Source organism: Nostoc sp. TCL240-02, assembly GCF_013343235.1.
Classification (GTDB): Bacteria; Cyanobacteriota; Cyanobacteriia; order Cyanobacteriales; family Nostocaceae; genus Nostoc.
On record NZ_CP040094.1, the window covers coordinates 467,148 to 481,298 of the forward strand.

General features: G+C 42.7%; 14 protein-coding genes and 1 pseudogene. 8 read left to right on the forward strand and 7 right to left on the reverse strand.

Annotated features, from left to right (window positions below; translation table 11 throughout):
* Window positions 1-4 precede the first annotated feature (4 nt).
* The 5 genes from FBB35_RS02095 to FBB35_RS02110 all read right to left on the reverse strand — a co-directional run bounded on the left by FBB35_RS02095 (window position 5) and on the right by FBB35_RS02110 (window position 3,807).
* A complete protein-coding gene (locus FBB35_RS02095; RefSeq protein ID WP_254625795.1) occupies window positions 5-394 on the reverse strand; it encodes a hypothetical protein in 390 nt (129 codons plus the stop codon).
* A complete protein-coding gene (locus tag FBB35_RS34190) occupies window positions 388-810 on the reverse strand; it encodes a hypothetical protein (RefSeq protein ID WP_254625796.1) in 423 nt (140 codons plus the stop codon). Before FBB35_RS34190 ends, FBB35_RS02095 begins: the two co-directional genes overlap by 7 nt.
* A gap of 21 nt (window positions 811-831) precedes the next feature.
* Entirely contained in the window at window positions 832-1,836 is a 1,005-nt protein-coding gene (locus FBB35_RS02100; RefSeq protein ID WP_254625797.1) for an ATP-binding protein, read from the reverse strand.
* Window positions 1,837-2,023: 187 nt separating this feature from the next.
* Window positions 2,024-3,199, reverse strand: a complete 1,176-nt coding sequence (locus FBB35_RS02105; protein WP_174708271.1) for a hypothetical protein — start codon at window positions 3,197-3,199, stop codon at window positions 2,024-2,026.
* 179 nt (window positions 3,200-3,378) lie between these two features.
* Window positions 3,379-3,807 (reverse strand): hypothetical protein, encoded by a 429-nt coding sequence (locus FBB35_RS02110; RefSeq protein ID WP_174708272.1) that lies wholly within the window; start codon window positions 3,805-3,807, stop codon window positions 3,379-3,381.
* Window positions 3,808-4,168: 361 nt separating this feature from the next.
* Between FBB35_RS02110 and psbQ the strand changes: the two genes are divergently transcribed.
* The 4 genes from psbQ to hemJ all read left to right on the forward strand — a co-directional run bounded on the left by psbQ (window position 4,169) and on the right by hemJ (window position 7,680).
* A complete protein-coding gene (gene psbQ / locus FBB35_RS02115; protein ID WP_174713498.1) occupies window positions 4,169-4,624 on the forward strand; it encodes a photosystem II protein PsbQ in 456 nt (151 codons plus the stop codon).
* Window positions 4,625-4,758: 134 nt separating this feature from the next.
* Entirely contained in the window at window positions 4,759-5,862 is a 1,104-nt protein-coding gene (locus FBB35_RS02120; protein WP_174708273.1) for an FAD-binding oxidoreductase, read from the forward strand.
* A 196-nt stretch (window positions 5,863-6,058) separates the two neighbouring features.
* Entirely contained in the window at window positions 6,059-6,910 is an 852-nt protein-coding gene (locus tag FBB35_RS02125) for an alpha/beta fold hydrolase (RefSeq protein WP_174708274.1), read from the forward strand.
* Window positions 6,911-7,098: 188 nt separating this feature from the next.
* The gene (gene hemJ / locus FBB35_RS02130; protein WP_174708275.1) at window positions 7,099-7,680 is read left to right on the forward strand and encodes a protoporphyrinogen oxidase HemJ; all 582 of its coding nucleotides are present in this window, start codon (window positions 7,099-7,101) and stop codon (window positions 7,678-7,680) included.
* A 78-nt stretch (window positions 7,681-7,758) separates the two neighbouring features.
* Here hemJ and FBB35_RS02135 read toward each other — a convergent pair whose 3' ends face one another.
* Window positions 7,759-8,667, reverse strand: coding sequence for a peptidoglycan-binding protein (locus FBB35_RS02135; RefSeq protein ID WP_174708276.1), 909 nt, complete (start codon window positions 8,665-8,667; stop codon window positions 7,759-7,761).
* A gap of 391 nt (window positions 8,668-9,058) precedes the next feature.
* Between FBB35_RS02135 and FBB35_RS34195 the strand changes: the two genes are divergently transcribed.
* The 3 genes from FBB35_RS34195 (at window position 9,059) to FBB35_RS02150 (ending at window position 12,452) form a co-directional block, all read left to right on the forward strand.
* Entirely contained in the window at window positions 9,059-9,349 is a 291-nt protein-coding gene (locus FBB35_RS34195; protein ID WP_174708277.1) for a hypothetical protein, read from the forward strand.
* A gap of 17 nt (window positions 9,350-9,366) precedes the next feature.
* A complete protein-coding gene (locus FBB35_RS34200; RefSeq protein ID WP_254625965.1) occupies window positions 9,367-9,624 on the forward strand; it encodes a leucine-rich repeat domain-containing protein in 258 nt (85 codons plus the stop codon).
* Between the two features lie 68 nt (window positions 9,625-9,692).
* The gene (locus tag FBB35_RS02150) at window positions 9,693-12,452 is read left to right on the forward strand and encodes a COR domain-containing protein (protein WP_174708278.1); all 2,760 of its coding nucleotides are present in this window, start codon (window positions 9,693-9,695) and stop codon (window positions 12,450-12,452) included.
* Window positions 12,453-12,777: 325 nt separating this feature from the next.
* Here FBB35_RS02150 and FBB35_RS34205 read toward each other — a convergent pair.
* Window positions 12,778-12,983: pseudogene (locus FBB35_RS34205) on the reverse strand (hypothetical protein).
* Between the two features lie 181 nt (window positions 12,984-13,164).
* On the opposite strand from FBB35_RS34205, the gene FBB35_RS02155 reads away from it, so the two are divergent.
* On the forward strand, window positions 13,165-14,121 hold the full coding sequence (locus FBB35_RS02155; protein WP_174708279.1) for an IS630 family transposase: 957 nt from the start codon (window positions 13,165-13,167) through the stop codon (window positions 14,119-14,121).
* Window positions 14,122-14,151 lie beyond the last annotated feature (30 nt).

Consider the following 14,151-nt stretch of genomic DNA (forward strand, 5'->3'; position numbering starts at 1 on the left):
TTGCTTATCTCGGAGAGTGACAGAAGAGGGATACCATTGCTTGACAATAGCCGCGCTTGAGTTGGTCTGCTTCGGCTAACTCTTCTAACTTCTGCCGCAATAATTCCTGAATGCGTTCGTGAACTTGGTAGGTGTCCTCTGCCAATTCTTGCAGCAAATAACGCTCAACTAAAACAGCGCAGTTAGCTTTTAAGTAAAATTTCCAATGGCTAGAACTTGCTGCTGATTTTACCAAAGACGAAGGGATAGGAGCCAAAGCAAACAAACTCAACAGACAAGCTAATTTTTGCGCCTCTGGTTCTAAGGATTGCCAATTCAACTCAAAAGCTGCTGCTACACCAAACGAGTATAGTGATGCTTGCGATGTCAGCCGTGCGAGAATGTCTGCTAACATAATACTCTCCCTGGCTCTCGGCACTGTGCTGCTATTTGGTAAAGTCCAATAGGTACATAATCCACAAATCGGCAAAGACCTTTAGCAAACTCTAATTCTTTCTTAACCTTATCTTTTCCCAGCAGAGTTGTTAATAATTCTAAGGCTCCATCTGCTGACAATTTATCTAACGGCAGTGATGGATATACTAACCCTGTATTTAGACGAGTGGTAATCAACACCTTAAACCGAGAACCTTTAGGTGGCAGATAGGGTTGAATTTGCTTCCAGTCTTTAACATCATCAAATACTAATAAAACTTTGCCAGCTTGCCAATTCTTCCAACAATAAGCAACTTGACCCGCTAGGCTTAATGCATTAGGTGGATTGAAGTTAGGTAAATTTACAACTCCAAATTCTACTAACTGGGTTCCCAAATCAATACCTTGAGGATTTAATCAACAACATCCGCCAGAATAATCTTCTAAATATTGCCATGAGTATTGAATAGCTAACTCTGTTTTACCCACCCCACCTTGTCCAGTCACATCGCTAATAGCCACAACATCATTTACTTGCAATAGCTGACGCAATTGTTCTATTTCCTCATCCCTCCCAACAAACTTACGAGCTTGACTCTGTTGGATATTATGCGGGATATCAAACGGGTTGAAATGAGATTTTTCAATATCTCCATCCCAACTGCGGGAATAAAAATAAGTCGGCAGTTGTTTTTTATCTAAACTAATAAACCGTTGCTTAACTGCCTCAGTAACTTCCCTCATATCCGGCGGAAAAGTCCCATTAGCTGCGGCAAAAGCCTCCCGCACAGCTTGAGAAAAGTATCCTGTTTTATTTTCCGAATTTACCTCAGCTTTTTCTCCTTCCCGTGTAGCCAGTAACACAAATTGTTGACTATCTTGCTTTGGCTGACCACTCAAAAAAGCTTTGCCACCTAAGTTAGTTGGTCTTCCCTTCGGCTCTAAAACATAATTGGCACAGGCATCAATAATACAAATATGATTACGAATCTGAAATTTATCGGAACCCAACAAAACTAATAAAGAATTCAAATCTAAATTCTGCCAATTCTGTTTATTTGCATCAGCACAAAGCAACCGACGCTCTCGTTCTGAGGTAATCACACCATGTCCCGCCCAAAAAATGTAGAGTAAATCTCCCGACTTTGGGGATAAAAAGTTAGTCACAATGTCGGAGATATTTTGCTCTGTTGCTAACTCTACAGTTAACCCACATTCCCCAATTAACTGATGATTTTCTTCCAGCGCTGATAAACATAACCGAATATTCTCCTTCGGTACATCGTGCAGATGCAGCCAATGAGCAAATTTCAGCGCGTCATCGGCTGGCCCCCCACCTGGCACGTTCCAAGCAGTTTCGTGGTACTTTTCAATACCCACAATTAACCCAAAAGTGCGATCAGGTTTCGCCATCAACTGCATGATGTTGCACTAAGCTCCAGCGAATGGAATTCGCAGCTACACAAACGAAGTCCGCCTGCGCGGACTAATGGAAAATTAAGGCTTTCAAACCCGCGTAGGCGGGTTTTGTCTGTGTAGACGCGGTTTCTAACCGCCGATTTCTGCCTTTTGGGAGAGGGGTTTTCTAGATACCGTAAAAAGTCAAGCATTATGGCAACCTCGAAATAATCGCCTCCCAGGTTTTAGCATTTGTCCAATAAGCACCGTGGGAACGGGGAAATGGTTGTCTGCTATCCACTCGCACATCCTGCACTCGCTCAGGGAAAATATTCTTACCCACGTAACTGAGAAAATCCCGTAAATCGTAGATATTCAACCATTCCGGGAAATGCTCTGGCAATAACTGCCCATATTCTAAGCTGTAGAGGGCGTTAATCTCATATAAAAATGGTGCTTGGGAACCAACTGTTACCAATAATTCCACCTGAGACAACTGCTGCTGCACTAGCAAATCTACACAAGCAATACCTCCCAAACTATGAGCGATTAAAACTACTGGCGGTTCTGCTTGTTCGATTTGTTGCTTGATAAACTCCCTGATTTTTTCACCCCGCGTCAGATACAACAAAATATCACCAGGCATAGGCGAAATTTTATCAGTTAATTCTAGACGGTTTCCTCTGACATAATTTGTTCCGCCGTGCTGTGCTAGTTCAACAAATGGCTTTAATAACCAGCCGCCCAATCCTAACTCTGCCTCTCCCAAAGCCAGAGTCAGCAATTCCACAACATCATCGCGCAATTGGGCATCGGTGAGTATGGGGGGAAATTCTTCTTGCTGTTCGCTGATAAACATTGCTTGAGCCACAACTGCTCTAGCTATTGGTGCATAATGTTCACTCAAATCAGATTCGGAAACTGTGAGCAAAGCCTGTTCATACGGTTCGCTGCGGATAACCGCCTCTCGTGCTGGCTCAAATACCTCTGCAATTCCCGCCTCTTGCAACTTAGCTTGCAGTTGAGATACCGGAGTGAGACTGGCTACGCGAGATTGTAAAATATCCCCTGGTTCTTCCCCAAAGGGATTTCCTGACTCAATAGGTTTCAAAGACAACAGTCGCAATTCATACAGAGGATCGCGGTATAATTGCCCCCACAATACAATATCTGCGTCTTCTTCTCCTGAAGATAAAGCCAGTGTCGCATCCTCTAAGGGTACTGATGCCCGATTATCATTGAACCTTGCACCTAATGCACCCCAAAGGCAGGGAGCAACTTTGATATCAGGACGTTGGGCGTAAATTTTTTGCTCAATTACCTGAAAAGTTTCGTTGTATTCTCGTTCTCTAATGCCTGTGCCATGTACAAATATTACGGTGGTCAAGTCGCTTCGCTCCAATTAAAAATTAAAAATTATTAATTAAAAATTGCAAGATGCTCTCTACAAGACGCTGCGCGAATATAGCAGAGGTTTCCTCTTGCTTCTGGTCACTGAGCGTAGTCGTTGGCGTTCGCGTTAGCGTCTCTGAAAGAGAAGCCTCTCGTAGAGAAGTGCTGCCCCCTTCATTCACTTGGTTTATTAAAAACTTCTAAAATCTGTCGGCAAATCTGTTTGAGCTTATCCTCGATTTCATCAGAAGGCGAAGATGCGCCGACAACATTCCAGTTTTCTACGGTGGAAAGTCGCCACGCCTCACCGCGATGATCGAATCCAGCTATCTCTACGCCGATCGCACGCCGGGAATTATTGATTGGATCTTGATAAAATCTGATTTGAATTAAAATACTGCGACTTCGCCAAGATTTGCTGATCCCAGGAAAGTGAAAGCCAATATCTATAGACTCTGGATCGACTAACTCCCTGGTTTCTGGGTCATTTTTCCAGGGTTTGAGATCGGATTTGGCATCAGGAAACTCGAATTTGAACAAGTTAACCACCGTGGCAATATTGCTGGCGAGTTCAAGGTTTGTTGCCTGTTCAGCTGCATTCACTAAAAAACACTCCTATAATTGCGTCGGCATCTTCGGTGATCTGAAGATAGATAAACCGCCAGAAGGCTTATATTATTGGTGTTTTACCTTATCAAGACCTTTGAGATTTAGCAACTCTAAATCAGACTTTCCTAACAATGCTGGTAACTAAGTAGATGTGAAAAATAGCTTCTTGTTGGGACTGTCTAACACCTATTAAGTAATTGTACTTAAAAATTCCTTAAAAGCAGATGAAACTCTGCTCTTTGGATCAAATATCAAGATTTTCTGCAAAATCCTTGGCAGATAAGAACGATTGCGCTAGCGACGATCTAAAATGACACTGTTAATCGGTAAACAAAAAGCAATTAAGTTCATTGTCATGGCGCGTCAACGCTCGATTTTTTCATTTGTTTTAGTATTATTGGCCACATTCCTCATGAGTTGTGGCGGCCCTGGTGTTGCGGTAGCACCTCCAACTTACACACCGACTCAACTTGAAAGAATTCAGGCATACATTCCTGAAATTCAGGCTGTGCGCGATCGCTCAGATGAGTTGAAAACCCTGATCCAAAAAGGTGATTGGATCAATGTGCGTAACTTTATACATGGGCCCATAACAGAAGCAAGGCTGAACTTGACTTATGTTACTCCCAACCTTCTACCCAAAGACCAACCCGCAGCCCGTCAAATAACGCGAGATTTGTTTAATGACCTAGTTAAACTTGATAAAGCGACTAGTGCTAGCAATCCTCTAGTTGCCTTGAATCAATCCAAAGCTGCTTTCACAGACCTTGACAAATTCCTCGATCTGCTTCCTAAAAAAGAAGAGGGTTAATAATTAGAGACGCGATAAATAGCGTCTGTACAAGAGTTAGGAGTTAGAGACGGGAAAAATCTGTGTCTGTATAGGAGTTAGGAATTTTAAATTTTTAACTCCTAACTCCTAACTTCTCACTTCAAACACAAGTCATGAATGTAGTTATTATCGGTTGTGGTGTAGTTGGGGCTGCGATCGCTTACGAACTGAGTCTAGTAAAAGGGCTGAAAATTACTGTTTGCGATCGCCAACCACCAGCCCAAGCTTCCACGGGGGCTGCACTTGGCGTTTTGATGGGCGCAATCAGCCAAAAAATTAAGGGCAAAGCTTGGCAGATGCGGCAAACTAGCATCCAACGCTATGAAACTTTAATTCCAGAACTAGAGGCTTTAACAGGTCGCAAAATCCCTTTTAATCGCCAGGGAATTCTCAGCCTGGGTTTGGCAGAGGAGAATTTAGCAGTATGGGAAAAACTTATAGAAATTCGCCACTCTCAAGGCTGGCATTTAGAAATATGGGACAAGGCTAAACTCCAGAATATCTGTCCTCAAGTCGATTGCGAAAAAATTACTGGCGCTGTCTATTCTCCCCAAGATCGTCAACTCGATCCAACTGCTCTCACATTAGCTTTAGTTGAGGCTGCCCAGCAAAATGGTGTAAATTTCAAATTTGGCGTGACTGTTTTGGATGCCCCAACCTCAACACCTGAATTTTGCCATCAACTTGAGACGACAGAAGGAAAAATAACAGCAGATTGGTTTGTAATTGCAGCAGGGCTAGGTTCTACACCTCTGACGGCAAAATTAAATCAGATAATTGATATCCGCCCTGTACTTGGGCAAGCCTTGCAAATGCGTGTAGGGCATCCATTAGGCAATCCCGACTTTCAGCCAGCGATAACGGGTAATGATGTACATGTTGTTCCTGTGGGCGGTGGAGATTATTGGGTAGGTGCAACAGTGGAATTTCCCAGCAATGGCGATAAGATACCGCCAAATCAAGAACTGTTGGAATCTGTTAGAGAACAAGCGATCGCATTTTGCCCAGAATTAGCCACAGCAACCATTATCCGCACTTGGTCAGGGTTACGTCCCCGTCCCGAAGGTCGTCCAGCTCCAGTTATTGGTAAGTTGCCAGGGTTTAGCAACATCCTCCTGGCTACCGGACACTATCGCAACGGCGTTTTACTAGCACCCGCTACAGCTTATGCAATTCGTGAGATGATTATTTCTCAAGGAGTGGGGAGTGGAGAGTAGGGAGTGGGGAAATGAGAGAGATGAGGGGGACAAGGGAGACAAGGGGACAAGGGGGACAAAGAGAATAAATAACCCATGCCTAATTTCCACTTCCCAATTCCCAATACTTCGGCTTCGCTCAGTACAAGTGCCCAATTCCCACCTGCCCTGAGCGGAGCCGAAGGGATGCCCAATGCCCAATCCATAGGAATATAGAGTGTCAATAACAGAACATAAAATCAATGTAGATTCACTGGAATGGTTTTATCGAGAATCTTTACCAATCGGCAGAACTGACTTAGCGCCTGTGTTGTTGTTACACGGCTTGGTTTCACAAAGTTACAGTTGGCGTAATATTATACCGGCTCTAGCGAATCAAGGTACAAGAGCGATCGCACCAGATTGGATTGGTTACGGCTTTTCTGCAAAACCAGAAAAACGAGATTTTGCTTACACTCCCGATGCTTTTATCACGGCTTTAGAAGGATTTGTCAAAGCCTTAGAACTTGAACATTTTTCTTTAGTTGTCCAAGGATTTTTAGGTTCTGTAGGACTGCAATATGCTTTGCGTCATCCAGAACAAATTGCCAACTTAGCTATTTTAAATACACCAATATCAACTGCTGCCAAATTACCCTGGAAAATTAAACAAATGGGTTTACCTTTGGTAGGCGAAGTCATGACTCAAGACCCTTTATTAGTTGACCGAACCCTAGAAGGTGGTAGCCGTTATCGCATAGGAGATAAGGAATTAGATATTTATCGAAAACCATTTTTGAAAAGTTCTTCATCTGGGCGGAGTCTGTTATCAAGTATTCGCAATTTACAGCTTGATTCAGCAATGACCGAAATTGAATCTGGTTTTAAAGAATGGCAACAGCCAATTCTGATTCAATGGGGAATGATTGACCCTTGGTTATCTGTAGACGTTGCCCAAAAATTTACAGATTCAGCACCAAATACCGAATTAATAAAACTTAATAACGTTGGACATTATCCTCAAGAACATTATCACGAGGTAATTTTGGAAGACCTTTTACCCTTTGTGCGTCGTAAAGATGCTCATTGACAATATACCTTTGGCAAAAATCGATATTATAAAAATGAAACCACAGATAAACACTGATGATTTATCAGTGGAAAAGAAATGAATTCTGGATTTTTGCCCGACTTATAATGTTATTCCAGACTGCATTTGTGAACTTTTTATTACCACTAAAAATGGTTCACAACCACAAGTAAAGGAGATGAGTATTCATGGCTTATTCTTGGTTTAAAGCATTTCATATTGTCGGATTTGTAGTTTGGTTCGCCGGTTTGTTCTACCTAGTACGCCTTTTTATCTATCACGTTGAAGCGAATCTTGAACCTGAGCCAGCGCAAACGATATTGAAAAATCAGTATCAAATTATGGAAAAGCGTCTCTACTACATCATCACGAATCCGGGAATGTACGTGACGATCGCAATGGCCATCGGTTTATTAACCACTGAACCAGACGTTTTAAAAGAGGGCTGGTTACATATCAAACTGCTGTTTGTGGCGATTTTAATTGGTTATCATCATTACTGCGCTCGGCTGATGAAGAAATTAGCAGTAGGCGAATGTGGCTGGAGTGGTCAGCAATTACGTGCTTTAAATGAAGCGCCTACAGTTATGTTAGTAGCGATCGTGTTGCTGGCTGTATTTAAGAATAATCTACCTACAGACATCGCTGCTTGGGCTATTTTTGCCATGATTATCTTGATGGCAGTCACTATTCAACTTTACGCCAAAAAACGTAGACAAGATAAAGAGAAATTGACGGCACAGATAGGGCAACCACAAGAACAAAGTTAGACAAAGTAAGATAGCACAGCTGTGCTACCTTACTAAATGTTGCATCACAACAATAAATGCTACCAATTAACCATTACCTCATCCTGGAAACGTTTTTAGTAAATCATCGCCAGGAATCACGGTAGTGTAAAAAGTATATTTGCGATTAGCGACATAACGGCGGTCTTGTTTAACAATCGCCATAAATTCTCTATGTCCATCACGAGTCCGTCCCACTAAACAACCTGCACTGGCAAGGCGAATATCATTCCGGGGAAAATCAAAGCCGTAGTGTTGATTCACATAAAAATTATCACCTGTATCAAGCTTGTCGCCAGTCCGTTTAAAATCTTGGTTGAAATCTCTACAAACAGTGATATCTCCAACTTGCACTAATGCTTCGTGAGGCTCTGCTGTGCCGTGAATACCAACAGCCCAAGCTTTGTATTGTCCAAACTGAATCCTAGCCGCTCCTTTGGGATTCATCGGGTTATAAGTGTAATACTTTCCTGGTTCTGTAGTTGCTTCCCAGTGGTCTACGATTTTGGGAACACCATTCACTACTTCAATCACAATCCGGCGATCGTTAAATTCATTAGGTGTATCACTGTTGAGAGTCCAGTCTGCATCTATGCCCTCTATATAAACAATGTTGTATTCTTTGGGATTGGTAAATACCTGATAACCTTTGGCTACCATATATTTCACAATCTTACTAGCGATGTCATTGCCTAATTTTAAAGGGGGTTTAGGAAGATCGTCTATTTTGGTTTCAATCAGTTCCTTGGCTGTGACTGCTCCTAAAAACCCACTCTCTTCAGTCTTGGTTAATTCTTGAAATTTTTTGAGAGATATCACAGAAACAGGGCCAAATTTCCCATCGGCTGGAGATTCTAGCAAACCTAAACCGATTAACAATATCTGAATTTGACGAGACAAATCTGCATCTTCTGCGATCGCATCAAATGACCATTTCTCATCTTTTCCCAAGAAATCTTGTAGTTTCATTATGCACCTGTCTTCATTTACTTACTTCTAAGTATAAACATCATTTTAAAAATTGATGTTGTCTGAAACAATACTCCGGCCTGAAGCAGAATGTCACAATTTTTACTATTAATTTATGATTGGGCACGCAAAAATTTACAGAGATGATACTCAATAAAAAACTATTTATTGGGAATATATATGAAATTTTTTCCGTAATCTTTAGAAGATACACATAAAAATGATGAGTATAAAGTTGTACTGGAAGATGTGAAAAATATTCTCTGGCTGCTAGATTGCACATTGCTTCAATGCAATACTTCATACAGGCTACATTATTAATTAGCTGAATTTCTCTGCTGCGCGTCCAAGCAGCAACTCGTCGTCAGGCATCGCCTCTGTAAAATCCGAAATGACTAATGAAGAACTGCTGCAAATTATTAAACAAGCTGCCAGAAACAAGTCGGCAACATTAGTCCTTTATGCCAAAGGCTTAACAACGCTGCCAGCAGAGATTGGTCAACTCATAAACCTCAAAGCGCTTTACCTCCACTCGAATCAACTAACAACGCTGCCAGAAGAGATTGGTCAACTCTCCAACCTCAGTGAGCTTTACCTCCACTCGAATCAACTAACAACGCTGCCAGAAGAGATTGGTCAACTCTCCAACCTCAGTGAGCTTGGCTCAGCAACAATCAACTGACAACGCTGCCAGCAGAGATTGGTCAACTCACTAACCTCAGTCAGCTTTACCTCCACAACAATCAACTAACAACGCTGCCAGCAGAGATTGGTCAACTCATCAACCTCAGTCAGCTTTACCTCCACAACAATCAACTGACAACGCTGCCAGCAGAGATTGGTCAACTCACTAACCTCAGTCAGCTTTACCTCCACAACAATCAACTGACGACGCTGCCAGCAGAGATTGGTCAACTCACTAACCTCAGTCAGCTTGGCTCAGCAACAATCAACTGACGACGCTGCCAGCAGAGATTGGTCAACTCACTCACTTCAGTCAGCTTAACCTCAGCAACAATCAACTGATGACGCTGCCAGCAGAGATTGGTCAACTCATCAACCTCAGTCAGCTTTACCTCAGCAACAATCAACTGACAACGCTGCCAGCAGAGATTGGTCAACTCATCAACCTCAGTCAGCTTTACCTCCACAACAATCAACTGACAACGCTGCCAGCAAAGATTGGTCAACTCACTAACCTCAGTCAGCTTTACCTCCACAACAATCAACTGACGACGCTGCCAGCAGAGATTGGTCAACTGCTCAACCTTAGTGGGCTTAACCTCAGCAACAATCAACTAAAGACACTGCCAGCAAAGATTGGTGAACTCCTCAACCTCCGTGAGCTTGACCTCAACAACAATCCACTGACGATGTTGTCAGCAGAAATTGGTCAACTTACTAAATTAGAAGAACTCAAGCTTAGTAATAGTAAGCTAGAAACTTTGCCTGTAGAAACATGGAAACTCACCAACTTGACTGTACTTGACCTACGTGATGGACGAATAAAAATGCTGCCTGATGGGATTGAGCAGCTTTTTGAACTGAGCAGATTAAACCTTCGCAACAATTTTTTAGATACACTACCTAAAGAAATCTGGCAACTCACCAAGCTCAAAAGATTAGACCTAAGAGGTAACAAACTTCCTATTCCACCTGAAATTTTAGGACCATCTGATCACCGCAGAAATCCTGGCGAATTATCCACGATCCTCAACTATTTTTTCCAACTTCAGAAAGAACAGAAAAAGGCTCTCAATGAAGCCAAAATGCTACTAGTTGGTCAGGGTAGTGTTGGTAAAACCTCTCTTGTTAAACGGCTAATCGATAACTGCTACAACGCCCATGAGTGCAAGACCGAAGGCATCAATATTAGAAACTGGCACATTCCTGTTAACGATCAATTAATCCGGCTCAACGTGTGGGACTTTGGTGGACAAGAAATTATGCACGCTACCCACCAGTTCTTTCTTACCAAACGCAGCCTTTATCTGCTGGTGCTTGATTCTCGTGTAGATGAACTGCAAAACAAACTAGAATACTGGCTCAAGATTATTCAGAGTTTTAGCAACGATTCCCCTATTTTGATCGTTGGCAACAAAATTGACCAACATCCCCTCGACATCGATCAGCGCGGCTTGTGCCAGAAATACCCTGCTATTAAAGGCATTATGTCTATATCTTGTCAGACTGGGGAAGGTTTAGAGCAATTGCAGTCAGCCATTACTAACCAAATTGCCAATTTAGATCACATTCACGACCCATTACCTCAAAGCTGGTTTCAGGTCAAAACCCGCTTGGAACAGATGCAACAGGACTACATTCCCTATAGTGAATACGAAAGTCTGTCTCAGGAGGAGCAAGTCAGCGATTCATTAAGCCAAACTACACTAATTGAACTTCTGCATCAACTTGGTATCGTTCTAAATTTCCGGGATGATCCGCGTTTGGCAGACATGGGAGTTTTAAATCCAGAATGGGTGACGAACGGAGTTTACAAGATTCTCAACGATAATCGGCTGATGACTGAATTTCGGGGTATTCTGGATCGCACTCAACTTAACCGGATTTTGGATAACTCCCGCTATCCTGGCAATAAGCCATTATTCATTGTCGATATGATGCGGAAGTTTGAACTCTGCTTTCCGTTAGAGGATGGCAGCGGCGATCGCTTCCTCATCCCCGACTTGTTGCCTAAAGAAGAACCCGCGACAGGGAATTGGGAAAATGGTTTGGCATTCCAGTATCATTACAGCGTCCTCCCTAACAGTATCATCTCCCGCTTTATTGTACGGATGCACCACAACAGCGATCGCCAGACTTGGTGGCGTAGCGGTATTGTTCTCAAACACCTTGGTAATCGGGCACTTGTCAAAAGTGATCAGGAAGACCGCAAAATCTTTATTATCATCAGCGGCTCATCGTCCACTCGCCGAGAATTACTAGCAATGATCCGTTGTCAATTTGATGCCATCCACCAAACTATTAAAGGGTTGCTACCAGAAGAGAAAGTACCGATTCCGGGACACCCGAATATTGTTGTGGACTATAAAAACCTACTTGCTTATGAAGAGAAGAACTTACCTATCATTCCCCCAGGTTTGATAGAACCATTCAATGCTCGACAACTGCTTGATGGTATTGAACTCAAAGAAGAACGACAGGAACGACAGCGTGAATACAAGCAAGAAGAAAATTGCGTGGTAACTCGTCCATCTACAGCAGAATTCGAGAAGGAAATTTTCATTTCTTATGCTTGGGGTGGAGAAAGTGAGCAATTTGTCAATCAATTGGATGAGACTTTGCAGGCAAAAGGAATCAAAATCATCAGGGATAAACGCAATTTGGGTTACAAAGGACTGATTAAATCTTTCATGGAACGGATTGGACGCGGTAAATGTGCGATCGCAATTATTAGTGACAAATATTTAAAGTCCCCTAATTGTATGTTTGAGCTAGTGCAAATTGCTAAAAATGGAGAGTTTTATAATCGAATTTTCCCTATTGTGTTAGCGGATGCCCAAATTTATAAACCTCTTGCAAGGCTTAAATATATCAAGCATTGGGAAGACGAAATTAAAGAATTAGATGAAGGGATGAAAGGCGTTTCCGCAGCTAATTTACAGGGGTTTCGTGAAGAAATTGACCAATACACCGAGATTCGCAATACGATCGCAGAACTGACTAACCTGCTAAAAGATATGAACACCCTCACCCCTGATATTCACAGCGAATCAGACTTTGAGGAGTTGCTGAATGCGATCGCACAGCGTTTAGATGAGTAAAAATAACCTATTGGTTGGGTTTAGAGGTTGAGCAATGTCTCCGACTGGCTAGACTTACGCCCTTTTGACTCGATAATTTGTGTTCTGAAATGCAAGCTTTAAGTTCAGAAGTAGAATGATGAAGGTAAAAGGTGCAACTTTGAGGGTTAAAGGCGCAACTTCCAGGGTAAAAGGTGCAACTTTGAGGATAAAAGGCGCAACTTCCAGGGTTAAAGGTTAAGCGATCGCTCTTTTAACTCGACAACTCGTGTTCAAAGGTGCAACTTTCGAGTTCAGAGGTGGAATGATGAAGCTTTGAGGTGGAGCGATCGGATCGCATCATCGTTTACCTGTCTTCTTCTAGCAGTGCAGCTAGTTTATTAGCAGCTTCATGGGAATTATAGGGAGACCACACATGATAAGTGACCCCTCTGCCTGTAACGAGGATATTTCTTCTTCTGTCGCTAATTCTTGAACTAAAAACTGCATGACCTTGAGTTTATCTGCACGAGATAGCTTGTGCAAGGTTAGGAATAAATCTGCTGCGCTCATATCAAGTTGAATCAGCCTAATAAAAAAGATTTTACTACGCAAAACCTGTCCTTCTCCGATGCGGAGAGGGACAGACTTTAATAAAAGTTCAAAGTACAAAGAGGTTTGATAACTAATTATAGCGGTTATCAGTCTACTTCAGTACAGTAGGAGAGAGCAATTCTACTGATAATTGGTGGTGATGAAAGCCTACTCTCTCGACTTGCGTCAAAAAATAGTTGATGCTTATGCCTGCGGTGACATTTCCCAACGAAAACTGGCTAAAAACTTTGGTGTCACCTTAAGTTTTGTGCAAAATTTACTCAAACGCCATCGAGAATTGGGGATGATAGGCCCCAAGGTGCGGACTGAGCAGACAGCAACAAAGTTGAATGCTGAACAGTTAGAAATCCTGCGCCAACTCGTCATAGCACAGCCCGATGCGACGTTAAGCGAATTGCGGGAACGACTTTACGAGAAAACAGAGGTCTTAATTGGGGTAGCTACGGTGAATCGGATGGTTCGCTGGAAACTTCACCTCAACCTCAAAAAAAAGTCTCCACCTCACAAAAAAGGTAGTGATGAAGTCCAACTAGCCCGATTTGAGTACTGGAAACTCTTGAGGGGGATACCCGTCGAAGAGCTGATTTTCTTAGATGAATCGGGAGTTAATCTGTCCTTCATCCGCAAATGTGCCCGCGCCTTGCCTGGCCTTCGGGCCTATGCTCAAAAGCCCAACCGCAAAGGGAAAAATGTCTCGGTAATTGGTGCAATTAGCTTGAAAGGACTGCTCACCCAATGGAGTGGCTTAGGTTCTATCGATGCTTTGACTTTTGATGCCTTCATCGCCCAAAAGCTCGTACCCAAACTTTGGCCTGGTGCAGTGGTGATCATGGATAACTGCTCAATCCATAAAAGTGATGAACTTGAAGCTTTGCTCATCGCTGCTGGCGCTCATCTCATTTATCTCCCCCCCTATTCTCCCGATTTTTCACCGATTGAGAATTGTTGGTCCAAGATTAAGAACATTCTCCGTCGCATCGGTGCAAGGACATACCCTGATTTACTCCAGGCATTAGATACGGCATTCGCAGAAGTGACAATAGAGAATTTGCTGGGTTGGTTTACTCACTGCTGCTACTGTACCTCACAAGACTGATAACCGCTATACTTGATTTGCGGATGAGCA

Coding starts and splice junctions, on each gene's coding strand:
- FBB35_RS02150 (WP_174708278.1), top strand. CDS start 9,693: ATGACGCTGCCAGCAGAGATTGGTCAACTCATCAACCTCAGTCAGCTT.
- FBB35_RS02120 (WP_174708273.1), top strand. CDS start 4,759: ATGAATGTAGTTATTATCGGTTGTGGTGTAGTTGGGGCTGCGATCGCT.
- FBB35_RS02135 (WP_174708276.1), bottom strand. CDS start 8,667: ATGAAACTACAAGATTTCTTGGGAAAAGATGAGAAATGGTCATTTGAT.
- FBB35_RS34195 (WP_174708277.1), top strand. CDS start 9,059: ATGACTAATGAAGAACTGCTGCAAATTATTAAACAAGCTGCCAGAAAC.
- psbQ (WP_174713498.1), top strand. CDS start 4,169: ATGGCGCGTCAACGCTCGATTTTTTCATTTGTTTTAGTATTATTGGCC.
- FBB35_RS02155 (WP_174708279.1), top strand. CDS start 13,165: ATGAAAGCCTACTCTCTCGACTTGCGTCAAAAAATAGTTGATGCTTAT.
- FBB35_RS02095 (WP_254625795.1), bottom strand. CDS start 394: ATGTTAGCAGACATTCTCGCACGGCTGACATCGCAAGCATCACTATAC.
- FBB35_RS02100 (WP_254625797.1), bottom strand. CDS start 1,836: ATGCAGTTGATGGCGAAACCTGATCGCACTTTTGGGTTAATTGTGGGT.
- hemJ (WP_174708275.1), top strand. CDS start 7,099: ATGGCTTATTCTTGGTTTAAAGCATTTCATATTGTCGGATTTGTAGTT.